Here is a 22,611-nt window from a genome sequence, read left to right as displayed (position 1 = left end):
CTAAGGAGTGTATCCATAAATTTGTGTGATTAATTAAAAAGAATTTGCATTAAGCTAATAATAAATATGAAGATTGCTCACATTAATGCATTATTGTTTTGATATAAATATGGCGTGATGTTTATCCTTCTTTGATATTATCTTATTGTCAAATATCACAATTTAAAAAGAAGGAACAATGGTGAGTACTTTTTTTACTCTTGATCGAGCAAACAGTTTATCCAGTGAGTTAACAATTAATTTAACATCTATTATACCTAACACTCCAGAATTAACATATTTATCTGATTTATATGAATTAGGGATATCCCGACATGGTTGTAATTATCTTCTTGATCCGAAGCTTAATCTTTGGCAATCAGATAGAAACATGAGTGCTATTATCGAAATAATGTTAGAGGAACGAAGAAAATCAAAATATCCTGAAAAACCATCTCGCTTTCAATCGGTGTTTGCTTGTGAAACCAAAGAAGATGCCTTATGGCTCTGTGGCAAATTTCAATATCCAACTAATTCACCCATTTATAAAATTGATACAGATAGTTTTCATCGCGGTGATATGAATCTACTTAGCCTAAATTGTACACCTCTCGAACTGTCACATCGACTTGATCTCTATTGGCAAGAAGAAACCGAAATGTTATATGATGGTTACTTTCCATTCTGGGAAATAACAATCCCTCTCCCTGTTCAAATAGGCGATAGGATATCAATATGATTTTATAATTGGGTTATTTCATATTTCGTCTGCTCAAATCGCTCTTTTTCCAATTCAACCCCTAGTGCCCTACGATTAAGTTTTAATGCAGCTTTGATGGTGGCACCTGATCCCATAAAAAAATCTGCAACCAAATCGCCTTCGCGACTACTGCTTTTGATTATGTGCTCCATCATTGCCGCCGGTTTTTCACAAGGATGTTTACCCGGGTAATACTGTACCGGCGGATAGTGCCATACATCTGTATATTTTACATTGACGGTGACCAGAAAATAACGACGTAACAGTTGATGTTGTTCTGCCTGTTTGTGATATTGTTTTTTTAATTCGTCTTGTTCAGTTAACAATGAGCAATATTTTCTTGCTAATGGATTATCAAGTTGTTTTTTTCTCGCTACCACTTCAAATAAAAGCTGCAGCTTTTGATAATCCTGTTCAGTCGGTAATTGCCACTGACTATAACCAAACCAATGGTTAGTCATTTTCTTACCGGTTACCTGATTAATCTCCATTGCCGCTATATTTAATATTACCTTCGCTTGTCTGAAATAGTCTATTAAGGGTTTAAATACGTTAATTTTTAATTCACGGCATTGCTTAAGATATTCATTAGTTTTACCTTCAAATGGCCCATGGTAATGTTCAGCAAAAAATTATTCGCTCAGTCTCAGGAAAGTAGCTGCGCAAGCTTTCTTTATTCTGCCTGCGCCAAATACCTGACGGCTTTGCCCAGACGATATGATTAAGTACATTAAATCGGTCGCGCACTAATAATTCAGTATCCGCCGCCAACTTTGAACTACAAAATATATATAAACTCCCATTGGGTTTTAGTACCCGTTTGAATTCAACTAGCATCGCATCAAGCCATAGCAAATATGCCGTTACATTTTCCCACTGGTTATCCCAGGCACAGTTTTTAACCTGAAAATAAGGTGGATCAGTAGCAATTAAATCAATGTAATTATCAGGCAGTGTTTTGATATAGCTAAGTGAGTCATCGTTAATTAAATTAACGCTATTTAAATTCACTGTTTTTTTCATAGATCAAGAAAACCTTTTTTGCTAGGCTTAACTTGCTTTGTGCACACAAGCAGTGGGCCTTGGTTTGTCCGTGATCTTTTTAACGGGCAAATGGTTGGTAAGGTGCTACCAACACCCACCAGCCGCCCATTTCACAGCTTAAAGTCGTTTAAATAATGTGTAGTTATCCCGGCCTGTTATCAGGCCGGCCAGACTGAATTGCGTTAATAGCAATTGACAGCGGGGTTCAGGTAACCCCGTTATTTCTGCGATTACCGGTACGGTTAACCATTTATTGACTGGCAATGCCGCTAAAACGCATGCGGCCTGTGCAGTCATATCAGTTTGTTTTAACATGCTATTTTAAACCTTTAGTCAGTTATTGTGCGTATACACACATGTAACTCTGTCCAAAGTGAATAGCAAGTTCTGTAGAAACAAAAAACCCAGCGCGGCGGCTGGGTCAGTTGGTCACTGTTATAAAAACGGCAACTTATATTAGAATAGTGGCTCATTGGATCAACGATGTCAACAAGTTCTTGTCATTTTTTCTTGTTTTCGACTCATTTTCACGCTTTTTAAACGCATTTTTAAGTATTGGATAAATAAGATATTCTGCCGCACTGAGAATTTCATTAACTTCCCGACGACAAGTTGACATTGAAGGTTTGCGGTATTCCTGAGTTCGATTACGCCGTATCATTACACGAGGTTTTACCAGGCTATGATAATAGCGTGCAATCGCCCGATCAGAACGATTAAACACATAACGACAGAGTAATAACGAAAAAGCGATCCGATCCAGCTGATATATATTATCAACCACTTTTGCTATAAATAGTCCGTCATCGTCACTACACATTTCGCGCCATGGTTCATCCCGTCGCTCCACTGTCAACATTAATTGAGCGATAATGCTACTTTGTCTTTTCTCTAACCGCCCGCTATATACCCAGGCACCAAATTTTGATAGCCAATGTTGTAGCCAAAGATCCTGATCCTGCGTAAGACACAAGCTATCAGAAACAGGTTTCATACTCGCCATGCGCGCAGCTCCATCACTTCTCGCTCAGTCTGCTTTAATAACTCGGTTTCGGTACCGTGAATCCGTTGCCAGCTTTTCGGTGCCGCATGAAAACCAGTAGGATAACTGGCTCGATGGTGAGGTGGACATAAACCTAACACTTCCTTGTGGCTAGCCCGTTGCCCCATTCCCTGTCCTGTACGAACATGATGAATTTCCGCTAAGCTTGCACCACAGCCCATATTACGACAACAAATACAGCCTAACTGGGCGACATCTGCCAGCCACTGCTGTTCATCTTTGTTTTTTGCTTTAGTCATTGGTCTTGCCTCTTTAAGTAAAATTTAACAATTGGGCAGCGGCATTTTCAGCCGCTTGTTGGTTTGGAAAATTGCGGTGTAAGATAAAGTTCCATAGCACATCGAGGGTAGATTTATACAGTTCGCCAAATTCAAGTTCGTCCATTTTGGCAAAGCTGATTGATTTAGCGACCCGTCTTAAGCTTCCGTCAGGCATTTGATAAGTTTGATAATGGCCGGCTTGTTCAACAACCCAATAGCGAAAGGCATCAAAGGATTTAGTGATAGAAATATTACCAGCGCGCTTATGCGCTATTTCGGCAAGATAGACATCTGCTGCAGACTGCAGTGCATCAGCATGCTCGGTGTAATAAGCAAGAAACTTTACATAACCATTAATAAGCTGTTTTTCCGTCGGCGATATAGTCCCGCCCGTCGGTTGCCAATAGTGATAACCCAGATTGAGGAGGGCAAAGTATTTACGGTGGAAGCGTGGATTGCGTGCCTTTTTAACATCAGCATAAAGCACATCACCACATTTGATTTTGTAATGGAGGTAATCTTTAGTCGCCGGATCTGCTGCGACCAGAGTGTCGTTTGAAATTTTGATAAAGTTATGCTGTGTCATACTTTTCTCTTAGTTGACACAGCAAGTGTTTAGGTTATTGGGTGTTCAGGCCAATTGAGTATATTATACATATGCTATAGATTAAGATATACCTTATTCAAGCAATTTTTCCAATTGTTTTAATTCATTAATTTTATGTTCTAATTTAATTATTAAATCTTCAATTTGGCAATCATTCTCACTTATATTACTATCACGTAATTCTTTAATTTTCTTATGTATTATATTTATTTCTGTCCTAAGAATTTTAATCTATAACGCGAACTAACATTATAATAATTTAAATTTTTAACTTTAGTAGACTCATCTAGACAATAAGATGAATCATTATTAATGAATTCAAGAATTGCTTTCCAATCAGAATTATTATTTTTACTAATAAAAGATCTTTTGAAATGATCACGTTCAAATATATAGCTAAGTAAACTAGGATTAGCTTCTAAAAATTCTGTGAATGGATATTCACATTCATCTAATTGATCATATATTGATTTTACTAATGATGTATAATCGTTTGTATTATCATTTAAATATTCAAATTCTGTAATAGACGAATCACTAATTTCAGCGTCTTTTATAAAATTCTTCGCGGCAAGAAGGAATGATGACTGGGTATACATTTTAAATGTATCAGCCCCATTGCTAGTTATTTCTGTTTTTAATATTTCTAAAGAACCTAAAGGTTCTATTATTTTTTCAAGCTTATACCACCAATCATCTTTTGCATCATTCGTTATGAAAATTACATTTTTAATCTTTTTATTAGATACTTTTTTTAATAACTCCTTCCATAAATACAAATCACCAAACTTACCTTTATAATAAATTCCGTTAAAACAATGCTCTTTTTCTTTTTTCTCATCTCCCCATCCAGGACCTATTTTATTTTTATAACGTTTTTCACCTTCAGTGTTTATTTCATCTACTTCTTTCTGCGTTAATTGTTCGCCTATTTTATCTTTGGAAATTTCATCAATCCAATTCCTAATTTCATCAGTATTAAATATATAGTCATTTTCACTTATTCTTGGTTCGATATTTTTAGTGATAAAATCTTCTAAATCATTTTTTACACCATTGCGTAACTTACATAATTCACCATGTAAATTCTGATATTTTTTCTTAATATTTCCTTTATCACTACATAATTTATTCAACTGGTCTACAATATTTCTAAAATCAGCGTCTATACTTTTTAACTCATTTAACGAACTTTGGATCGTTGATAGTCTATTTCTTTGATATTCTAAACATACTTGAAAGGGAAACCATAATCGATCTTCGATTTTTTCCAAAACATTAATAAAAACTTGTCTGCTATCTTCTTCACACCTATATAGATTGAAAAAGCAATTAGTATCGAATACTAAAATTGTATCTTTACTATTAAATATTGCTTTTTCTTCTTTAGTGGTCAGATCATAAAATCCTTTAAAACGACTACGCATCACAATCCTCAATCAATAAAAATTGATTATTAATCATATGGATAAATTTATTAAGTGCAATTTCTGATAACAAAAATGATAGAAATATCACATTAAAATTAATTTTTAGACAAAGCAACTTACTACACTCAAAACCCTTGCGTTTCTCGCTGATAATGATTTGCCCTTTTACGCGCATAATGTTCACTCTGACTTTTCCCTTTCTGCAGTAACCACTTGGCTTCATTGTTATCGATATTTTTAATATAGGAATTGACCAGCTGCGCATAAGCGGTACCTGTTTTACCATCACGATTTAGTCGCAAAATTATTTCCATTAATGACGCATCGCTATTTTGGTTATATACCACATCCCGATATAACCCGATCCAGACGTCACAATCCTGCTCGATTTGGCCTGTATCGCGACTATCGGCTGGATAAGGTCTTTTATCCGCTCGCTCTTCTAATTTGCGATTCAGTTGCGTCAGCAGCAAAACGACGCAATCCATCTCTTTGGCTAAATTTTTTAATTCAGTAGTGATATCACCATAAGCAATATCTCGCCGTTCGGCTTTACCTGCTTTGATTAGCGTCAAATAATCAACCCCAATGAGGCCAATTTGTCCTTTTGCTCGTTTTATTTTTCGACACTCTGCAATGATATGGTGAATATCAACCCCGGGCGTGCTATCAATATACATATTGGATTCAGCAATCTCTTGCGCTCTGGCTAGTGCCCTACTCATATCACTATCATCATAAGCGCCGGTGTAAAAAATATCTGCCGACACATTGCCTTCCTGCGCAACCATTCGCTCGATAATGCCTCTGTCGGTCATTTCCAGACTAAATAACAAAGTTGGCAATTGATGATTTAAGGAAAATGGCTGGCAACACGGTTGAAAAAAGCAGTTTTCCCCATTTTAGGCCGGGCGCCGATAACCACTAATGAGCCACGTAATGCCTGTTTAGGCGCCATAATTTCATCTAATGATCCAATGCCTAATGTGAACCCGGCGGCATTTTGTGGATCAGCAAAACGCCTTTCTACCTCATTCAGCCAATCGCCAATAACCTCTTTGGCCGGCCTTAAACCTTTACTTTTACCTGTTCTGGCATGCTCTATCAGCTGGCTGATCATTTGTTGCATATGGGATAATTTTATATTTGTCTCAATCCCATCATTGGCCATCATCATTTCAATACAGGAATTTAAATTATCGATTGCGTAGCGTTGGATGGATTTATCTCTGACGATTTTTGCGTAACTGACAATATTTGCCGTGGTCGGTAATTGGCACAACTCGGCAATATAGGCAAAACCACCCACATTGGTTAATTCGCCGTTTTCCTTCAATGAATCACTAACGGTGATAATATCCGTCGGCTTATTGGATTTTATTAGTTTAACAATCTCGGCATAAATACGCTGATGTGACCCTTGATAAAACGATCCGGCTTTAATTAGCGAAGTAACCAAATAGCGTTTCTCGTCATCGGTGCTTAACATCAAACCGCCAAGCACTGCCTGTTCAGCACTAAGATTATGAGGTGGCTGCATGAAGTTATTTGTCATTTGCCCGCTCCTCCTTGACGGCAACATAACAACGCTAAGTGATCAAATAATCTAAATTTTTTCTTCGCCACAATCCGCCACGGCCATTTTCCCGATCTTGTTGCATCCAACGGCAATGGTCAGCGATATAAGTTAAATAATTTTCCCATCGCTGCTGATTGAATTTAAATTTCTGCCAGAAATTTTTAAGCATGCGCTTTCGGGCATCGGTCAAAACCCGGATTTCTGGCATATCAGGCAAGAGGTTATGGTAGGCTGCAATAATTTGTTGATAGTTTAATTTATTTGCTTCTGTAATCGGTGTGTCAGCGCCGTCTGATACACCATCAGTAATATCTTTATTAATCTTGTTATAATCTTTTGTATTTGTCTGCCGAATTTTCGGGGGAGCTATCGCATTTTTTTGTGATAGGTCTGCCGAATTTTCGCAGGAGCTATCCCGTTTATTGGTGATAGGGTCTAAAGATGAATGACTGGCATCACTTGAAAAATTATCTTGCTGGCCTGGATGAGTAATTTTTTCTATTTTAGCGACCACCGGCTCGATAAATAATACGTTATTCGCCACACCCTTAGCGGTATTGATGGTCCTAAATTCAATAGTGATTAAGCCTTGCGCTGATAATCGCTTAATCGCATCGGTGACTTCCCGTTTAGTAAAGCCATAGCGATCAGCAAATGACTGATAACTACGCTGTAACTTGTCACCACTAAAACGTTTGCGAAACCCCTTAAATTCTCCGCTGTATTCGTCCCTCACCTCCATCGGCCGATACCAATAAACAATTTCAGACAACAGCATAATAGCTTTACAATCTGGTTTACCTGACGGCATTTTTACATTCTTCCACCAGGTTGCCGGTATTATATTGCCTGATATGTTAATTTTTGCCATGCTTGCCACAGTCGCGGTCATATAATTTTGCATATTACACTCCCAGCGCGCGAGCAATATCACGGCATGCGTTTTGATACTCGGTTGAATTAAGATTAAGCTGACGCAGTTTCGCTTTTTGCTGTTCGTATTGGTGCCAAATGGAGAGTGCAGCTGCATAGCGACCATCATAAATAGGTTGGATCTGGTCAATCGTGGCAGGTTTACCGTTTAAGCGAAAGCCATCACGATAAGTGATCATATCGATAGTCCTTAACATTTAGTCTTACCCCAAGTCTGTTATACGCTGGTCAGGCGCGGTATTGGATAGCGTTTAAAGCGGTTACTGCATTAGTAATTTGTCGTGATATGTCATGTCCTCCTAACAATGTCTCAGACATTGCCGCTGCGAATTGTTTGATGGCAATTGAAGCTAAATAATTGATGCGATTACCGTCAATTTTTGCCTTCTGTTCAGCAGGTAAAACCGCCATAATGGCTGGTATCAAATCACAAAACTTTTGTTTTGCCGCCTTGGAGTCACCCCGTAACCAACGGAAAATCTGTTGCCGGTTATTGTTAATGGCTTTCCAATCTGCTTGTCCTGCTTTATCTTCGATCTGGCTTAACCTAGGTTTGCCACCTGAATTAAGCTGAAAATACATGCGGCTTACTTCAATCGCTACACGCTCCTGTCCGCTGGCCATTGCCCAAATTTCTATTTCATCTTTGAGCGCTTGGATATCAATTTCCATGTTGATTTGCGTCTCCTGTCGCAAAATTGATTAGTATTAATCAGTTTATGTTTATTTTTTTAGTTAATATTCATTTCTGGCCAGATTTTTTGCAAATCGTGTGGTCGAAGTTCAGGCCTTGTCACTCTGCCATTAGTCGCATTTTCTATGGCAAAACACCTTGTTGGCGGAACCGGAGCATAGCCATGTGCCATTTGTGATAAATAGGAACTAGAAACGCCCAGTTTTTGAGCTAAAAGTTTAGCTTCACCATGCTTTAAACTAGCTATGTATTCATTTAGTTTCATAAACACCTCTTCATTTGAAATAAAATCAGTTTAATGAACGCTAAACCTTTGTTAAGTATTTGCTTGTTTAGTGAATACTAATCAGAATTCAGATATAAGAAGTAGAAATCCAGACATATAATCATTATGAATAAAATAAGTATGAAGAATATTAGACAAAAAAAATTGAAAGAATGGTTTTCCAACAAAACACTGCCTGAAAAGGAAAAAAGCTATTTATCACAGCTTTTGAATGGTAAGGCATCCTTTGGTGAAAGAGCAGCTAGGCGATTAGAAAAAGATTACCATATGCCTGAAGGCTATTTAGATGATGCTCTCAATGCCACTTGTTCAGAAAATCATTACCAGATAAAGCTAACGCCAAGACAAAAAGTATTATTAGAGCTATTTGATGCGCTACCTGATTGCGAAGCTGATGCTTTGATAAAAAATCTTGAAGAGAAAAAACAGCACTATGATAAATTACTAGCTGAATTATTACACAAAAAACAACAGAAAAAAGCGCAATGAATCACAATATTTTCTTATAAAACAAACTAATCAATATTAATATTTGTTTTATGCAGTTTATAGTATTTCCTACTGTAGCTCCCTCTCTATCTATCCTAGATAATTATTTGATTAACTAATTATTTTTATATCAACAAATTGATAATTTATATATTTTTTAGTGAATTTCTTTCGCTATATATCAAAATAATTTTCTAATAATCAATATATTAAACAATATATGAGTTAAGACAAAATAAATTTCAGTTATTTTGTTTATTTTTTAATTTACTTTGGTTTATTGTTTACTAAACTACGATAAAAAGCAAACAGGCAGGACGCCCGCGAAGTAGCCGCCAGTGGCATATGAATAACTGGATGATTTGCTCATATAAAACAACACAGCAAGTGTTTAGGTAAGTGTTCAGACTAATTTGATTCACTGTCGTTTGTTGGAGGAGAACCGCTGCACTCATCACGACCGGCCATGATTACCACGATAAACGACAGTTTTTTGTTAACACCAGGGAACTATATTATTCGCCGACCAAAGTTCGACAAGGCAAGACACTATCGAGCAATTAACGATAGAAACTAGGAAAGACCTGACAGTCCGGAAAGACGGACACCCAATGACAGACGTAAAAAAACCCACTGCAGTGGGCTCTTTTACCTGGCTGACCGACCAAAGTCAGCCAGAATTCTCAGCGGAGACCAATCCGCTAAAGAGGCAAGACCAATGATAACTATCATCGATCAGTCTTTATTTTAACAGGAGTTGCTATGAAAGCACAACCTAAAATTCTTTTCTTCAGCAAGCCAAGTAGATCAGAACTGGCTCACACAAAAACAAAACATCAACACAAGAAACAAAGCAATAATTTGCTTTGTCTAGCAAATAAACCACTTTACCCAACTACACAAAATCCCTGACCAACAGAGGCTAGACCAATGAAGACCTATATTTGTGTATTCGAGCCTACCATAAGTGCTCGGGCAGATGGTGCTTTACCGCTATCAATTGCGTTAACCGCGGCGAATGAAAAATTAGCGGTTGCCAGTGCCATGATCAGGTTATCAGAAAGCTATCCTGATGATATTGATAAATTCAACACCGATGAACCCATAATCTGTCTCGATCAGGTAGGTTCACCCCGCCCGGCTGTCGGTCAATTTGATGAACAGTTTGCGCTTGAAAATGAGTTTAATGGTAAAAGTTGGCAACCCGCTAAACCAGTGGAGTTCAAAAAAATAGCGGTTATAGTTCGTATTGCCGCTATTTTACTCTTTGCTAAAACTTCATTTTTCAAATCAGATATCAACAAAGCCATTTACTTCGTCCATCAAAGTAAAGCGCAACCCAAAATCCGAAATATTGCCGCAGGCTTAGCGAAAATAACCCAAGTAGCGGTGATGGATGCAGAACAAACCAATGAAATTGCGCAAGCAGTGTTTGACTATGCCGATGAGAATGTCAATATCGAGCAGGCACAGAAGCTAGCCGAAAGCTGGCTAGCGGATACACCATCTACTGCTGCACCCATCAATGAGCCAGTAGTAGCACGTAATTACGCAACGCTTGATACCGAAATTGCATTAGCCTTACTGGATGATTTTAATCATGAAAACATTTTAAGCAGTCATGTAAGACAAGCGAAAACATTAATTAATGAAAAAAATGAAGTATGGCAGCGCTGGTCGATGGAGCTACGTACCTACCCTGGTATTTTAGCCGTGCCGAGAGAGCAGGTTTTTGCGCTAATCACGGAAAGTAAACAGTATCCCCAACTAGTAAATGATGCTAATGGCAGAAAGTCATTTATAGAGGAGAAATTATCAGGCTCTAACAATCAACAAACCGCAATAGAACAGCCCGCTAACGAAAAATCCAAACGTGGACGTAAAACAAAAGAAATAAAAGTCAAAGAAAAGAACAGTTCAGTAATTGAAACGCTTCAACCTGAGATGGATAAGCCAGCAATACAAACAACTGAAGATTTTCAACAGCAGCGGCAGTTATTGAAGATACCATCAAACAACAAGATGCATCTTCACAAAATAACTTGCGCATTTGGAAACAGGTTCAAAGAACGGATCCCCGCTTTACCAAGCCATTAGATGGCGTTGGTTTTACTGGAACAAGTATTAATAGTACCTATATGTTTATGCGGGCGACAGAAATATTTGGCGCATTAGGCAAAGGCTGGGGCTACCAGGTTTTAGAAGAGAAATTAGTTAATGGTATCCCATTACTAGAACCTATTGTTGATAACCACTATAAGCAAATTGGCAGCCGCTTTTTACGGGATGCTGATGGTTCACTGATTTATGAACAAAACCACTCAATTAAAATTCTGTTTTGGTATGTCATTGATGGTGAACGAGCAGAAATAGAAAGTTATGGAGCAACACCCTATCGCTATAAAACCAAACACGGCATTAAAACCGATGGTGAAGCAATTAAAAAATCTTTTACCGATGCGATAAAAAAAGCCTTATCCATGATGGGATTCTCAGCGGACGTATTTATGGGCATGCATGATAATCCTGAATATCTGTTTGATAACAAAATTGAATTTGATATTAAAGCGGCCAGTGATAAAGCCGAAGATCTGGCCCGCTTACGCAAAGAGCTGGATGAAAAGTTCACCCGCAATACAGCAACGATGCGAACCGCCGTTACCAAAAATGAATTACGCGGCATCGCTTCCACCATCACCCGAGAAATGTCGGTTCATCTTAAGCATGCAAAAGATCGTAACGATGAAGAATATGAAAAATACCTCTCTGACCGTTTACGTCGACTGAATCAAATTGAACATGAGTGTCTGGTAAAACTGGAAGGAGCAACCCAATGAGCCAAACCACCGCAATCGCACTAGCCGCTGACTACGAAAAATTGCAACAATTAGTCGAAAAGGGCGAGTTTACTAGCGAAGAAATTGCCGACACCTTAGAGGGCATTGAAGGCCAACTCGGTGACAAACTGGACGCAATTATGATCCATGTACGTAACATCGAAGGTCAGGTAAAAACACTGGATGATGAAGCAAAGCGACTAAAAGAGCGCAGTAAATCATTTGAAATCCAAGCAAAACAGCTAAAACATTATGCCCTGGATTGTCTGTTAAAAGCCGGTCTGGAAAAACTTAAAACTATCAAAAATACCTTCTCAGCACGTTGTGGCGTGGTGAAAGTGATTATTGATGATGAGTCACTACTTCCCGATGAACTGGTTGATGTACAGACAATCACGGCACCGGACAAAAAAGCCATTAAAGAAGCGATTGAAAAAGGCAGCGTTGTCCCAGGTGCACATCTGGAAATTGGTGAACGGTCACTGATGGTACGTTAATCATTTATGTGCCCAGGCTTGGGCACTTTCTCAGGAGATACATTTATGGCGACAAAATTAGTCATTATCATTCAGCATGATAACAGCAGCAATCAATGCCGGATTGAATGGTCAACGGCAGCGACTAAGGATGTTACCTCTAAGGAGCAACAAATGTTAACTCAGATGCAAAAAGCGTTGCTTGTCCAGTTCGATTATCCGGTTAATCCCGCCGCTCTTCATTAACGCTAATCAGTACGGAGTATTCATTATGCAAATGACCCAATTAAACAGAGGCAAGACCAATGCTAAGACACCAACATTATAAAGATCAACCTGTCAAAATTACGTTACCCGATGGTACTGCCGGCTTTATCTCTACCGATCGACGATGCAATATTTGTTATGATTTTCCAGCGCATATCAAAATCGAACCAATGCCGATTATCGCTGCTCACTCACGGAGTAAACAATAATGTTTGCTTTATTTCTGTTGATATGTAGCTCACTCAATTGTCAGTTCCAACTTTCAGGTTATCGCTATCAGAACGAACAGAGCTGTTTAATTGATCAGGCATTGTTAAGCAGAAAAAGACAATTGGCCGAATGTTATCCTATCGAGGAGTTTATACGACCAAAAATTGATTAGGCATAATCAGTTTTATTTTTTAACGGCCATTAGCATGGCGATTTCTCTAACTTTGATGAGTGATCAGCCATGCAATTACTATCCTGGCAACCCGGACAATCGTTATTAACGGAATTTGATATCAAGTTAGGTCGGCTCACAGCCAGTATACAACATCAACCTTGTTCACCGACAGAGATTAAAATCGCCTGTGATACCGCCGACCTGATTATTTTATTAATGATAAGGCAAGACCAAGATGAGAAACAAGCATGACATTATCACACCAGAGGAAATGGTAGAACTGACTGGCTATCAGTTTCCATCTAAACAATGTGAAGTGTTACAACGGGCTGGCATCTTTTTTATTAAACGTCCAGATGGGCGGCCAAAAACCACCTGGGGACATTTTAATCATCCGCTAGCGGTAAGCGCTAAAATAGCAGAGCAAGAGGAGCCAGATTTTGGAGCGATGTGATTATGGTTCGAATTAGAAGAAGAAAAAATGCTGAAGATAATTGGATGCCTCCTCGAGTACGAAGAGGGAAATCTGCTTTTGAATTTCAAGCACCTGGGGGAAAAACGATTAGACTATGTAACCTAACACTCACACAAGCTGAAGTTTGGATTGCTTATGAAAAATTTATTAATGACCAAAAAAATGAAGAAACGCTTAATGCTTTGGTCGATAAATTCTTTTTCTCTGCTGACTTCACAAACTTATCTCCAACATCACAGGGCGACTATAGAAAATACACAAAAAAACTATTACCAGTATTTGGCAAAATGTTACCTGACAATATAAAACCTGAACATATTCGAAAATACATGGATAAACGAGGGCTGAAAAGCCAAACTCAGGCCAACAGAGAGAAAGCTTTTTTATCTCGCCTTTTCAGCTGGGCATACGAGCGCGGAATGGTAAAAGGTAATCCATGCAAAGGCGTGCGTCAATTTAAGGAAATTGCGCGCGATAGATACATCACTGATGATGAATATAATGCGCTCTACTCTGTTTCAGCTGATGTGGTAAAAGTGGCAATGGAGATTGCTTATTTATGTAGTGCCAGGCAAGCGGATGTTTTAACGCTTACTTATTCGCAGTTATCTGATAACGGAATCTTCATTAAACAAGGTAAAACAGGTAAAAAACAAATTAAAGCTTGGACGGATCGATTGAAAGCTGCAATTAAATTAAGTAAAGCATTACCAATTAATTCTGGTATCAGTAGTCTTTATGTCATTCATCAACCTAAAGGCGCAAAATATACCCGTGATGGATTTAATAGTCGCTGGCAAAAGGCCAAACAAGAAGCCGCAAAAAAATTTCCATATTTAGATTTTAATTTTACATTTCATGATTTGAAGGCCAAGGGAATTTCTGACTTAGAAGGAACCTTGAACGAGAAACAAAGTATTTCTGGCCATAAAACACCATCACAGACCGCAAGATATGATCGTAAAGTTGCTATTGTCCCAACTGTTGGAGGACAAAAGCGGGAACAAATTGGTAAGTTAGTAGCGAAAATTAATAGCGCAATAATAGTGAAACGTGATCCCACCCACAAAAAAAGCAACCCTAAAGGTTGCTCTTTTTTCTGCTTAACTCGCTGATACTCAACGAATTTTTAGTATGGTGCCCAGGGCGGGACTTGAACCCGCACAGCCTTAAGGCCGAGGGATTTTAAATCCCTTGTGTCTACCGATTTCACCACCTGGGCTAAATTTTGGAGGCGCGTCCCGGAGTCGAACCGAGGTAGACGGATTTGCAATCCGCTGCATGGCCACTCTGCCAACGCGCCCTACTCAATCTAGCTTATTTGTAGGGCTGATATTGGAGCGGGAAACGAGACTCGAACTCGCGACCCCGACCTTGGCAAGGTCGTGCTCTACCAACTGAGCTATTCCCGCATTTTCACTATGCTTAGTTAGTTTGTTAAACCTAGCATCGTTTGATGCGCTGCATTCTACTTGTTTCCTGTATTGAGTCAATACTATTATTTATTAATTCGGTTCGTTCGCTGGTTTTTCAATCATTTCGATCAAGCTTCATGCAAATTTTTCCAAGCTGCAGATAAATATTGAAACATAGACCAAAACGTTAAAGCTGCAGCAAAATAAAGTAATATGATAGCAATGATCTCAATTTGAATATTAGGATGCCACAGCAATCCAACTAATGAGCCCATCTGGGCAGCTGTTTTAAATTTTCCAATCCAAGAAACAGCTACACAACTGCGTTTACCGACTTCAGCCATCCATTCCCGTAATGAGGAAATAATGATTTCACGCGCAATCATCGTCACTGTGGGTAATGTAACCCACCAAGTATGATAATATTCGGTTACCAATACTAATGCTGTTACTACCATAATCTTATCAGCAACCGGATCTAAAAATGCACCAAATTTAGTTGTTTGCTGCCAGAGTCTGGCCAGAAAACCATCAAACCAGTCGGTTAACGCAGCAATAACAAAAAGAAACGCACAAACTAAAGGCGCCCAATGAAAAGGAAGATAAAAAAATAACACAAAAAACGGAATCAATATGATACGAAAAAGTGTTAACCAAGTTGGGATATTTAATTGCATCATGCTCTATAATTGTCTGGCCAAAATAAAATATATATACAATTCCACTAAGCTTATTGCTTCAACGCATTATGAATTTTTTCTGCTAGAGCATATGAAATCGTTGGCACTTTTGCGATTTCATCAATACTGGCATTACGCAGAGCTTGTAAGCCCCCCATATATTTAAGTAGCAGTTGCCGGCGTTTAGGACCGACACCTTCAATAGACTCTAAGGTGCTGGTATTTCTAACTTTCGCCCTACGCTGACGATGTCCGGTAATCGCGTGATTATGTGATTCATCACGAATATTTTGTATTAAGTGTAGTGCGGGTGAATCAGGCGGTAACGCAAGGCCTTCACCATCAGGTTTAAAAAACAATGTTTCTAAGCCGGCTTTGCGATCATGTCCTTTAGCTACCCCTATCAATTTGGGTCGCGTAATATCCCAATCGACATTTAATGCCTGGAATACACCAATTGCTTGGGCCAATTGTCCCTTACCGCCATCAATAAAAATCACGTCTGGCACTTTACTTTCATCTACATGTTTACCATAACGTCTCGTTAAAACTTGATACATAGCAGCATAGTCATCACCAGGCGTAATATCAATTATATTATAACGACGATATTCAGAACGTAAGGGCCCATTACTATCAAAAACAACACAAGATGCTACAGTTTGTTGTCCTGAAGTATGACTAATATCAATACATTCCATTCGATAAATTTTTTCTAATCCTAGCAAGTCAGCTAATGCCTCCATTCTTTGATGAATGGTAGATTGTTGTGCAACTTTTGCTGCCAATGCTGTCGCTGCATTAGTACGAGCTAGTTTTAAATATTTAGCTTTTATCCCTCGCGGTTGCACTTGAATGTTAATTTTACGTCCCGCTATTTTAGTCAATAAATTAGCAAATAGCGCTTTTTCCGGTAATAAAAAATCCAATAATATTTCCGCAGGTAAAGAACGAATTTCACTACCTTGCAAATAAAATTGACCTAAAAATGTTTGCACCACTTCACTTAATTGAGTGTTTGCTGGGATCTTTGGATAATAGCTACGGCTACCAAGGACTTTTCCTTGTCGAATAAAAAGTACCTGAACACATGCAATACCTAGGTGATAAGCAACGCTAATTACATCTAGATCTTGCGTATTACCAGAAACAAATTGTTGCTCTGTAACCGCCCTAACAGCTTGTATTTGATCACGATAACGTGCTGCACTTTCAAATTTAAGCGTTTGACTGGCCTGCTCCATATTTTGGATTAATTGATTAAGAACTTGCTGATCCTTACCTGATAAGAATAAACGAACATATTCTACTTGTTGATGATATTCTTCATCAGTAACCAGCCCTCTAACACACGGACCAAGACAGCGATTAATTTGATATTGAAGACATGGTCTGGATCGGTTTCGATAGACACTATCTTCACACTGACGCAGTGGAAAAAGCTTTTGTAATAAAGCCAGCGTTTCTCTAACGGCATGAACACTTGGAAATGGGCCAAAATAGTCGCCCTTTGCTTTCATAGCACCACGATGCATCGCCAAACGTGGATGTTTATCTGCACTTAAAAAAATATAAGGATAGGATTTATCATCCCTTAGTAAAACATTATAACGAGGCTGATAAAGTTTAATATAGTTATGTTCAAGTAATAAAGCCTCTGTTTCTGTATGTGTTACGGTAATATCAATCTGAGCAATATTTTTAACCAGTTGTTCCGTTTTACGGCTTGTTACTTGTTTTCTAAAATAACTCACTAAACGTTTTTTTAAATCCTTCGCTTTACCGACATAAATAACTATCCCAGATGTATCATACATACGATATACACCCGGTTGATTAGTAACTGTTTGCAAAAATACTTTTGGATCAAATAGTTCAGACACTATAATAAAAACTCTCTGTTTGAATCAATCCATTCGTTATAGCTATATGAGTTAATTCTACATCACTACGAACTTTTAGTTTACTAAACATTCTATATCTGTAGCTATTTATTGTTTTTGTATTTAAGTTGAGCTGTTTTGCTATCTCACCAACCGGTATACCACGCGTTACCATAAGCATAATTTGTAATTCACGATTAGATAGAAGGTTTAATGGGTTGCTCATTTCTGTATCTAATTGATGTAGTACAAGCCATTGGGCAATATCAGGCGACAAATATTTTTGCTTTAACTTGACGACGCGAATGGCATGCAGTAAATCGCTCTCTTTTGCTTTCACACTTAGTATACCTCGCGTTCCTGCTTCTAGCGCCTTCATTAAATAGATATTTTTCTTTTCAGTAGAATACATAATTATGCCTATATCAGGGATCATCCTAATTAAACTTTGTAATTTTTTAATTAACTCATAGTCACTTGTTCTCCCATTTAATAAAATAATTTCCGCCGTATATTTTCGGCACCATTGGATAGCTTGATTCAAAGAGACAACATGCCCAGCTATTTTCATACCTTTTGTTTTATCAAAAATAGACTGCATTCCCAATCGAATAAACTCATTATCTTCGACTAATAAAACACTGATCAAAGAAATCTCCCTCTTCTGATAAGTAATAAAAATATCATTATCTTTAATATATAAATTTATTTATGCTAGATGACCACTCTATTTTATAACTTAAAATAGAAATTTAATAAAATAAAAGTATTATTGATTATGCTAGATACTATTTATAATAAATATAAAACCATTTGAAATATAATTTTCTATCATTATTTGTGTTTTATTTTTTCTGTATTGGTAAAATATAAAGCTGAAACCAATAATAAAATCGTTCCACCATAAATAATAGCATTGATAGCATATTTGTGAACAATAATAATCAAACACATACAAGTTGTAGTGCCAATATAAATAAAATAACATAAAGGAAAATGATTATTTGATTGAAAATATTTAATGACTAATGCAATAAATTCAAAAGAAAGAATATAAGTAAAAATAGCTTCAAGTAAATAGTAATATGGTTTCGCTAAATTAATACTAAATAATAATATTGACAGGTAAGTTTTACTTGCTAAAAAGAATACCAGTAATATTGCTAAAATTACCAAGCTAAAATTCAAAAGAAACAGTAACAACCTTGATATATTGATATTATATTTAGTTATTTTCATTGAATCTCCTCAATACTATCAACCAAAATTTTACCAAGATACTCATGATTATAGAATTATAAATCTAACAAAAACTAGTTTATTTTATTTTTAAGTATTAAGGATATGTTGTTGTGCAAACAATGACTTTTGTTCAATAAGGTTATAATACATATATTTACAACCAATATAAAACTGAGTAACTAGAAACCCAATTTGATTCTGTTCAAATAAAGCGGCATTAATACCATGACTTTCAGGCTCATATATCTTAAAAAAAAGATGTGTAGTGCATTTATTATAAAATGTTCGTATTAGCCATGCAGAAGAGCGACTATGACTTACAGTAGATTTATCTTTGATTGATAAACCATTTTCAATAATAAAACTCATTAACTGTTCACCATTGCATTTTTGACACATCTTACAATGGCAGGCTGTGATTGCATACCAAGGTTGCTCTGTTTTTAATATAACGTGTCCATGTAAACATTGACCTTCATACTGCATAAACATGCCCTTTTTATTATTGAATAACTAAATAAAAACATAGCAATTTTTTAAAATCAATAACTATTTTTTAACCAAAAGGTTTGAATAATATATATGTGATCAGGCTCGTTATTATGTTGATAAATCATCTCAAAAAAGTTAATTTTTTAACAATAAATTGCTCAAACAAACCAATGCTGACTTTCTAAAAATTTCTGCTAAATTGATACGATAATACAAAAGCCAGAAATTATCTGAAATGAAAATAATAAAAAAGCTATTGAACATAAGTTCAATAGCTTCTTGGATATAAAATATCTAATTTATACTTGTGTCATGCGATTAAGTAACGGCGCCGTAAGTAACATAATTAATGCAATAACCGCTGTTACCATACCTATCTTCATGAAAACATCACTATATATGCCTAAAGATATTAAAGGGCTTAATGACTCCCCTTGAGGTGTTGCTGTCATAGAAGCAATAAAACCTGCAATAAAAGCAGCAGCTGAGCTGGTTAAAAACCATGAACCCATAATAAAGCCCATCAAGCGTTGAGGTACTAGCTGTGCTACCATTGCTAATCCCAAACCAGAAATCATCAATTCACCAATACTTTGTAAACCATAGGAAAGTACTAACCATTTAACAGAAACAATGCCTGCGTCATTAGCAAACTTAGCACCTAGTGGTAAGACAAGAAATGCAGTCGAACAAAGTACCATTCCAATTGCAAATTTATGGGGCATAGGTAAATTATCACCCATCTTATTATATATAGATGCAAGAATCGGACTGGCAAGCATGATCCAAAGTGGGTTCAAAGCTTGGTATTGCGCAGGCTCAATACTAATACCCAAGATATTATGTTCTACATTATGTATCGCAAAGAAATTTAATGATGTTGGCATCTGACTATAGAGTACAAAAAATACAACTGCCTCTATCATTAAAATAAATGCGACAATCATTTTTCGGCGAGCTGCACCTTTTAATGTAATGGTTTCCTTAACAAAAACAATTACAATAAAACATGAAATGATTGCCAGGGCGGCTCTTGCAACAGCCATATTATGCAATAACCAATTAGAAAGTATAATGAGTGCCACTATACCAATAATAGTAAATAAATATTTAGACAATTCTATCGATTGAAAATCAGGTTTAGAACCATAGTCTTTGACCCACTTTTTACATAATAAGAAATTAACTAAAGTAATAATCAGACCAATCACACTTAATGAAAATGCAATATCCCAACCATAATGCTTTGCTAACCAGGGTGTGGCCAACATAGAAAAGAATGATCCGATGTTAACAGCCATGTAGTACATGGTAAACGCACCGTCGAGACGCTGGTCATTTTTATCATAACAAGTGGAAAGTAACGAAGACGGATTTGCTTTAAATAAACCATTACCAACTGCAATGGTTGCTAACCCTAGATAGACCAATAAAACATCGTGACTAGAATAAGCAATAAAAGCATAACCGAGAATAAGTACGATAGCACCTAATATAATAACCCTTTTAGTACCTAATACCTTATCACCTAACCATCCACCAATTGCAACAAAACCATATACTAAGGCAGTAAAAGCAGAAAATAATATAAAAGATTGAGCTTCGGACATTCCTAACATTTGAGTTAAATAAATTGTCAAAATCCCCTGTAAGCCACTGAAGCCAAATCTTTCCCATAGTTCAATTGAAAAATGAGATAAAAAGAACGTGGTCGTTTGAAAGCATTCAAACTGATATTCTTGCTATTATTCATTGTGGACACAAGTTACCTCTATACAGCCAATACGTTATATACACATGCATGAAACATCACCGTGTACTTTGTAGTTATAAATTAAAATATCAAATTAAAGCTAAATAATCCCAACAAGTGATCACGGTTAGTTTGTCAAGTATGACATAAAAATGCGCTCACCATTATTTATAACATGCTGTTTTCATGCTTTTAACAGCGCGGGATGAAAACTAATATAGCAAATATATTCAATAAGTTAAGACTTTTGAATATGCTTCATATTCTGCTTTTAACATCTAACTTTTACATAAGTAAACAAAGCATATACAGCAATATACGCCATTTATGCATAAAAAATAAAGAATTAATTAGTATCAAAGTATAATAATAGGCAAATTTTAGCAGAAATATGACTATCAACTAATATTTTAGTTTCCATTTGAAATTAAACTCAATGTTAAAAAATTTAAATTATATAATAATAAACTTATTTTTTGTAAGAAATTTATTTTGTCGAAGACAGCGCATTAATTAATTGGAATATAACAATATAAAAAGTTAACATGATTATTTTTTAAATAATTATAAAATAATAATGCAATTGTTAAAAAATTATAATAAAGATTTGATTATAATAGTGAACTGAAAATATTTCATTTAAAAAAACAAATCTATATAAGTTGAATGTGATATTACTTAAAATAAAACCCAAAATAATAGTTAAACATTATTTTATGCATTAAACAGTGCTACGCCTAAATACTCTCACATAGTTTTTTAATATTTTATAATAATTAATTATAAAATAGCGGTACTAACTAAGTGCTAAATCAATCGTAAATAATAGCGCTAATATTGATAACCATATATTTTATAGAGAAAAATGAAATTTCATATTAGATAAAATACATTACCAATATATTATCTAAAGTTAAATTATCAGTTTATTTTTAATAACAAAAATTATAATCATAATAAGTAAAATAAAGTACTATTAATACTATAATTTTTAATCGATTAACATTTCGTATTAAAACAATTTTATAATAAAGAAATTATTAAACAAATTTATAATATAAATATCATTTTATATAAAAATAATCAATTAATTATTATTGCAAAACTTTATTACTTTTATGCTTTATACTTTCTTGCTGAAATTTAATTATTTCTATACACATTGGCAATATTCCAGCCAATTCTGCTAATAAGTCATTAGAATTCCACGAATAAGATGATTTAGAAACTATTTGGATAGCAAGATCATAAGCCATTGACTCTAATGTATATTTTAGACTTTCATTACGCTTCATCATAAATGGTTATCCATTTTAGTTAATCTATTAATTATAAGCATAAGCTATAAATTTAGATTTTAAAAATTTTATTTTAAAAAAATACAGATATACTTTTTTTTAAATAAACATTAACAAAACAAAAACAATTCATTTGATATGAAACGTTAATTTAAATCAGTCTGAAATAATAATTTTGCTAATTCGTATTTGCAAAACACTTTAAAACTACCCGATTAAAATAAAGTTAATTTCCAATAATAATTAGCGTTAACTTAATGTCATCAATTTTTATATTTAACTTA

General features: G+C 36.0%; 29 protein-coding genes, 3 tRNA genes and 2 pseudogenes. 12 read left to right on the top strand and 22 right to left on the bottom strand.

Annotation, left to right across the window (positions count from 1 at the left end; genetic code table 11):
• The first annotated feature begins 178 nt into the window (after positions 1 to 178).
• Positions 179 to 718 (top strand): DUF2441 domain-containing protein, encoded by a 540-nt coding sequence (locus tag H1X92_RS03615; RefSeq protein ID WP_180558895.1) that lies wholly within the window; start codon positions 179 to 181, stop codon positions 716 to 718.
• Between the two features lie 2 nt (positions 719 to 720).
• Here H1X92_RS03615 and H1X92_RS03610 read toward each other — a convergent pair.
• The 12 genes and pseudogenes from H1X92_RS03610 to H1X92_RS03560 all read right to left on the bottom strand — a co-directional run bounded on the left by H1X92_RS03610 (position 721) and on the right by H1X92_RS03560 (position 8,614).
• Positions 721 to 1,762 (bottom strand): annotated as a pseudogene (locus H1X92_RS03610) (DNA-methyltransferase).
• 138 nt (positions 1,763 to 1,900) lie between these two features.
• Positions 1,901 to 2,098 carry a hypothetical protein gene (locus tag H1X92_RS03605; protein WP_180558894.1) on the bottom strand — a complete coding sequence of 66 codons (198 nt, stop codon included), beginning with the start codon at positions 2,096 to 2,098 and terminating at the stop codon, positions 1,901 to 1,903.
• Positions 2,099 to 2,252: 154 nt separating this feature from the next.
• A complete protein-coding gene (locus tag H1X92_RS03600; RefSeq protein ID WP_180558893.1) occupies positions 2,253 to 2,786 on the bottom strand; it encodes an antiterminator Q family protein in 534 nt (177 codons plus the stop codon).
• Positions 2,774 to 3,085 carry a Ref family recombination enhancement nuclease gene (locus H1X92_RS03595; RefSeq protein ID WP_180558892.1) on the bottom strand — a complete coding sequence of 104 codons (312 nt, stop codon included), beginning with the start codon at positions 3,083 to 3,085 and terminating at the stop codon, positions 2,774 to 2,776. Before H1X92_RS03595 ends, H1X92_RS03600 begins: the two co-directional genes overlap by 13 nt.
• 13 nt (positions 3,086 to 3,098) lie before the next feature.
• Positions 3,099 to 3,692 (bottom strand): DUF1367 family protein, encoded by a 594-nt coding sequence (locus H1X92_RS03590; protein WP_180558891.1) that lies wholly within the window; start codon positions 3,690 to 3,692, stop codon positions 3,099 to 3,101.
• 227 nt (positions 3,693 to 3,919) lie between these two features.
• Complete coding sequence (locus tag H1X92_RS03585; protein WP_180558890.1) at positions 3,920 to 5,140, bottom strand: PIN-like domain-containing protein; 1,221 nt, start codon at positions 5,138 to 5,140, stop codon at positions 3,920 to 3,922.
• Between the two features lie 128 nt (positions 5,141 to 5,268).
• Entirely contained in the window at positions 5,269 to 5,961 is a 693-nt protein-coding gene (locus tag H1X92_RS15770) for a DnaB helicase C-terminal domain-containing protein (RefSeq protein ID WP_233458122.1), read from the bottom strand.
• 35 nt (positions 5,962 to 5,996) lie between these two features.
• Positions 5,997 to 6,698: a replicative DNA helicase gene (locus H1X92_RS15765; RefSeq protein WP_225507345.1), complete on the bottom strand. Its 702-nt coding sequence runs from the start codon at positions 6,696 to 6,698 to the stop codon at positions 5,997 to 5,999.
• Between the two features lie 34 nt (positions 6,699 to 6,732).
• Positions 6,733 to 7,626: a hypothetical protein gene (locus tag H1X92_RS03575; protein WP_180558889.1), complete on the bottom strand. Its 894-nt coding sequence runs from the start codon at positions 7,624 to 7,626 to the stop codon at positions 6,733 to 6,735.
• Position 7,627: 1 nt separating this feature from the next.
• On the bottom strand, positions 7,628 to 7,852 hold the full coding sequence (locus H1X92_RS03570; protein ID WP_180558888.1) for a hypothetical protein: 225 nt from the start codon (positions 7,850 to 7,852) through the stop codon (positions 7,628 to 7,630).
• A gap of 31 nt (positions 7,853 to 7,883) precedes the next feature.
• A complete protein-coding gene (locus H1X92_RS03565) occupies positions 7,884 to 8,327 on the bottom strand; it encodes a toxin YdaT family protein (RefSeq protein ID WP_180558887.1) in 444 nt (147 codons plus the stop codon).
• Positions 8,328 to 8,386: 59 nt separating this feature from the next.
• A complete protein-coding gene (locus tag H1X92_RS03560; protein WP_180558886.1) occupies positions 8,387 to 8,614 on the bottom strand; it encodes a transcriptional regulator in 228 nt (75 codons plus the stop codon).
• Between the two features lie 141 nt (positions 8,615 to 8,755).
• On the opposite strand from H1X92_RS03560, the gene H1X92_RS03555 reads away from it, so the two are divergent.
• The 11 genes from H1X92_RS03555 to H1X92_RS03510 all read left to right on the top strand — a co-directional run bounded on the left by H1X92_RS03555 (position 8,756) and on the right by H1X92_RS03510 (position 14,679).
• Positions 8,756 to 9,124: a hypothetical protein gene (locus tag H1X92_RS03555; protein WP_180558885.1), complete on the top strand. Its 369-nt coding sequence runs from the start codon at positions 8,756 to 8,758 to the stop codon at positions 9,122 to 9,124.
• Positions 9,125 to 9,886: 762 nt separating this feature from the next.
• Positions 9,887 to 10,036 carry a hypothetical protein gene (locus H1X92_RS03550; RefSeq protein WP_180558884.1) on the top strand — a complete coding sequence of 50 codons (150 nt, stop codon included), beginning with the start codon at positions 9,887 to 9,889 and terminating at the stop codon, positions 10,034 to 10,036.
• Between the two features lie 18 nt (positions 10,037 to 10,054).
• Positions 10,055 to 11,221, top strand: coding sequence for a hypothetical protein (locus H1X92_RS15760; RefSeq protein ID WP_225507339.1), 1,167 nt, complete (start codon positions 10,055 to 10,057; stop codon positions 11,219 to 11,221).
• A complete protein-coding gene (locus H1X92_RS15755) occupies positions 11,167 to 11,961 on the top strand; it encodes a hypothetical protein (RefSeq protein WP_225507337.1) in 795 nt (264 codons plus the stop codon). Before H1X92_RS15760 ends, H1X92_RS15755 begins: the two co-directional genes overlap by 55 nt.
• Positions 11,958 to 12,458 carry a siphovirus Gp157 family protein gene (locus tag H1X92_RS03540; RefSeq protein ID WP_180558883.1) on the top strand — a complete coding sequence of 167 codons (501 nt, stop codon included), beginning with the start codon at positions 11,958 to 11,960 and terminating at the stop codon, positions 12,456 to 12,458. The genes H1X92_RS15755 and H1X92_RS03540 overlap by 4 nt, the downstream gene beginning before the upstream one ends.
• A gap of 45 nt (positions 12,459 to 12,503) precedes the next feature.
• Positions 12,504 to 12,683 (top strand): hypothetical protein, encoded by a 180-nt coding sequence (locus tag H1X92_RS03535; RefSeq protein ID WP_180558882.1) that lies wholly within the window; start codon positions 12,504 to 12,506, stop codon positions 12,681 to 12,683.
• Positions 12,684 to 12,742: 59 nt separating this feature from the next.
• On the top strand, positions 12,743 to 12,913 hold the full coding sequence (locus tag H1X92_RS03530) for a hypothetical protein (RefSeq protein WP_180558881.1): 171 nt from the start codon (positions 12,743 to 12,745) through the stop codon (positions 12,911 to 12,913).
• Complete coding sequence (locus H1X92_RS03525) at positions 12,913 to 13,086, top strand: DUF1482 family protein (protein WP_180558880.1); 174 nt, start codon at positions 12,913 to 12,915, stop codon at positions 13,084 to 13,086. The genes H1X92_RS03530 and H1X92_RS03525 overlap by 1 nt, the downstream gene beginning before the upstream one ends.
• 69 nt (positions 13,087 to 13,155) lie before the next feature.
• Positions 13,156 to 13,341: a hypothetical protein gene (locus tag H1X92_RS03520; protein ID WP_180558879.1), complete on the top strand. Its 186-nt coding sequence runs from the start codon at positions 13,156 to 13,158 to the stop codon at positions 13,339 to 13,341.
• Entirely contained in the window at positions 13,325 to 13,543 is a 219-nt protein-coding gene (locus H1X92_RS03515) for a DUF4224 domain-containing protein (protein ID WP_180558878.1), read from the top strand. Before H1X92_RS03520 ends, H1X92_RS03515 begins: the two co-directional genes overlap by 17 nt.
• Before the next feature lie 2 nt (positions 13,544 to 13,545).
• Entirely contained in the window at positions 13,546 to 14,679 is a 1,134-nt protein-coding gene (locus tag H1X92_RS03510; protein WP_225507335.1) for a tyrosine-type recombinase/integrase, read from the top strand.
• A gap of 20 nt (positions 14,680 to 14,699) precedes the next feature.
• Here H1X92_RS03510 and H1X92_RS03505 read toward each other — a convergent pair.
• From H1X92_RS03505 to H1X92_RS03460, 10 genes and pseudogenes are all read right to left on the bottom strand, one after another.
• A tRNA-Leu gene (locus H1X92_RS03505) sits at positions 14,700 to 14,786 on the bottom strand.
• A gap of 7 nt (positions 14,787 to 14,793) precedes the next feature.
• Positions 14,794 to 14,867: transfer RNA gene (locus tag H1X92_RS03500), tRNA-Cys, on the bottom strand.
• Between the two features lie 33 nt (positions 14,868 to 14,900).
• A tRNA-Gly gene (locus H1X92_RS03495) sits at positions 14,901 to 14,976 on the bottom strand.
• Positions 14,977 to 15,107: 131 nt separating this feature from the next.
• The gene (gene pgsA / locus H1X92_RS03490) at positions 15,108 to 15,656 is read right to left on the bottom strand and encodes a CDP-diacylglycerol--glycerol-3-phosphate 3-phosphatidyltransferase (protein ID WP_180558908.1); all 549 of its coding nucleotides are present in this window, start codon (positions 15,654 to 15,656) and stop codon (positions 15,108 to 15,110) included.
• Positions 15,657 to 15,709: 53 nt separating this feature from the next.
• A complete protein-coding gene (gene uvrC / locus H1X92_RS03485; RefSeq protein WP_180558877.1) occupies positions 15,710 to 17,542 on the bottom strand; it encodes an excinuclease ABC subunit UvrC in 1,833 nt (610 codons plus the stop codon).
• Positions 17,535 to 18,191 (bottom strand): LuxR C-terminal-related transcriptional regulator, encoded by a 657-nt coding sequence (locus tag H1X92_RS03480; protein WP_180558876.1) that lies wholly within the window; start codon positions 18,189 to 18,191, stop codon positions 17,535 to 17,537. Before H1X92_RS03480 ends, uvrC begins: the two co-directional genes overlap by 8 nt.
• 185 nt (positions 18,192 to 18,376) lie before the next feature.
• Positions 18,377 to 18,781 carry a phosphate-starvation-inducible PsiE family protein gene (locus tag H1X92_RS03475; protein WP_180558875.1) on the bottom strand — a complete coding sequence of 135 codons (405 nt, stop codon included), beginning with the start codon at positions 18,779 to 18,781 and terminating at the stop codon, positions 18,377 to 18,379.
• A gap of 90 nt (positions 18,782 to 18,871) precedes the next feature.
• Complete coding sequence (locus H1X92_RS03470) at positions 18,872 to 19,270, bottom strand: GFA family protein (RefSeq protein ID WP_180558874.1); 399 nt, start codon at positions 19,268 to 19,270, stop codon at positions 18,872 to 18,874.
• Positions 19,271 to 19,575: 305 nt separating this feature from the next.
• A pseudogene (gene dtpA, locus H1X92_RS03465) lies at positions 19,576 to 21,038 on the bottom strand (dipeptide/tripeptide permease DtpA).
• Positions 21,039 to 22,123: 1,085 nt separating this feature from the next.
• Positions 22,124 to 22,327: a hypothetical protein gene (locus tag H1X92_RS03460; protein WP_180558873.1), complete on the bottom strand. Its 204-nt coding sequence runs from the start codon at positions 22,325 to 22,327 to the stop codon at positions 22,124 to 22,126.
• Positions 22,328 to 22,611 lie beyond the last annotated feature (284 nt).

This window comes from Arsenophonus endosymbiont of Apis mellifera (assembly GCF_903968575.1).
Taxonomy (GTDB): Bacteria; Pseudomonadota; Gammaproteobacteria; order Enterobacterales; family Enterobacteriaceae; genus Arsenophonus; species Arsenophonus apicola.
Note: the sequence above shows the minus strand (reverse complement) of the source record. Positions and strands in the feature narration are given on the sequence as shown.

Coding starts and splice junctions, on each gene's coding strand:
- H1X92_RS03615 (WP_180558895.1), top strand. CDS start 179: ATGGTGAGTACTTTTTTTACTCTTGATCGAGCAAACAGTTTATCCAGT.
- H1X92_RS03605 (WP_180558894.1), bottom strand. CDS start 2,098: ATGTTAAAACAAACTGATATGACTGCACAGGCCGCATGCGTTTTAGCG.
- H1X92_RS03600 (WP_180558893.1), bottom strand. CDS start 2,786: ATGGCGAGTATGAAACCTGTTTCTGATAGCTTGTGTCTTACGCAGGAT.
- H1X92_RS03595 (WP_180558892.1), bottom strand. CDS start 3,085: ATGACTAAAGCAAAAAACAAAGATGAACAGCAGTGGCTGGCAGATGTC.
- H1X92_RS03590 (WP_180558891.1), bottom strand. CDS start 3,692: ATGACACAGCATAACTTTATCAAAATTTCAAACGACACTCTGGTCGCA.
- H1X92_RS03585 (WP_180558890.1), bottom strand. CDS start 5,140: ATGCGTAGTCGTTTTAAAGGATTTTATGATCTGACCACTAAAGAAGAA.
- H1X92_RS15770 (WP_233458122.1), bottom strand. CDS start 5,961: ATGACCGACAGAGGCATTATCGAGCGAATGGTTGCGCAGGAAGGCAAT.
- H1X92_RS15765 (WP_225507345.1), bottom strand. CDS start 6,698: ATGACAAATAACTTCATGCAGCCACCTCATAATCTTAGTGCTGAACAG.
- H1X92_RS03575 (WP_180558889.1), bottom strand. CDS start 7,626: ATGCAAAATTATATGACCGCGACTGTGGCAAGCATGGCAAAAATTAAC.
- H1X92_RS03570 (WP_180558888.1), bottom strand. CDS start 7,852: ATGTTAAGGACTATCGATATGATCACTTATCGTGATGGCTTTCGCTTA.
- H1X92_RS03565 (WP_180558887.1), bottom strand. CDS start 8,327: ATGGAAATTGATATCCAAGCGCTCAAAGATGAAATAGAAATTTGGGCA.
- H1X92_RS03560 (WP_180558886.1), bottom strand. CDS start 8,614: ATGAAACTAAATGAATACATAGCTAGTTTAAAGCATGGTGAAGCTAAA.
- H1X92_RS03555 (WP_180558885.1), top strand. CDS start 8,756: ATGAAGAATATTAGACAAAAAAAATTGAAAGAATGGTTTTCCAACAAA.
- H1X92_RS03550 (WP_180558884.1), top strand. CDS start 9,887: ATGAAAGCACAACCTAAAATTCTTTTCTTCAGCAAGCCAAGTAGATCA.
- H1X92_RS15760 (WP_225507339.1), top strand. CDS start 10,055: ATGAAGACCTATATTTGTGTATTCGAGCCTACCATAAGTGCTCGGGCA.
- H1X92_RS03540 (WP_180558883.1), top strand. CDS start 11,958: ATGAGCCAAACCACCGCAATCGCACTAGCCGCTGACTACGAAAAATTG.
- H1X92_RS03535 (WP_180558882.1), top strand. CDS start 12,504: ATGGCGACAAAATTAGTCATTATCATTCAGCATGATAACAGCAGCAAT.
- H1X92_RS03530 (WP_180558881.1), top strand. CDS start 12,743: ATGCTAAGACACCAACATTATAAAGATCAACCTGTCAAAATTACGTTA.
- H1X92_RS03525 (WP_180558880.1), top strand. CDS start 12,913: ATGTTTGCTTTATTTCTGTTGATATGTAGCTCACTCAATTGTCAGTTC.
- H1X92_RS03520 (WP_180558879.1), top strand. CDS start 13,156: ATGCAATTACTATCCTGGCAACCCGGACAATCGTTATTAACGGAATTT.
- H1X92_RS03515 (WP_180558878.1), top strand. CDS start 13,325: ATGAGAAACAAGCATGACATTATCACACCAGAGGAAATGGTAGAACTG.
- H1X92_RS03510 (WP_225507335.1), top strand. CDS start 13,546: ATGGTTCGAATTAGAAGAAGAAAAAATGCTGAAGATAATTGGATGCCT.
- pgsA (WP_180558908.1), bottom strand. CDS start 15,656: ATGCAATTAAATATCCCAACTTGGTTAACACTTTTTCGTATCATATTG.
- H1X92_RS03475 (WP_180558875.1), bottom strand. CDS start 18,781: ATGAAAATAACTAAATATAATATCAATATATCAAGGTTGTTACTGTTT.
- H1X92_RS03470 (WP_180558874.1), bottom strand. CDS start 19,270: ATGCAGTATGAAGGTCAATGTTTACATGGACACGTTATATTAAAAACA.
- H1X92_RS03460 (WP_180558873.1), bottom strand. CDS start 22,327: ATGATGAAGCGTAATGAAAGTCTAAAATATACATTAGAGTCAATGGCT.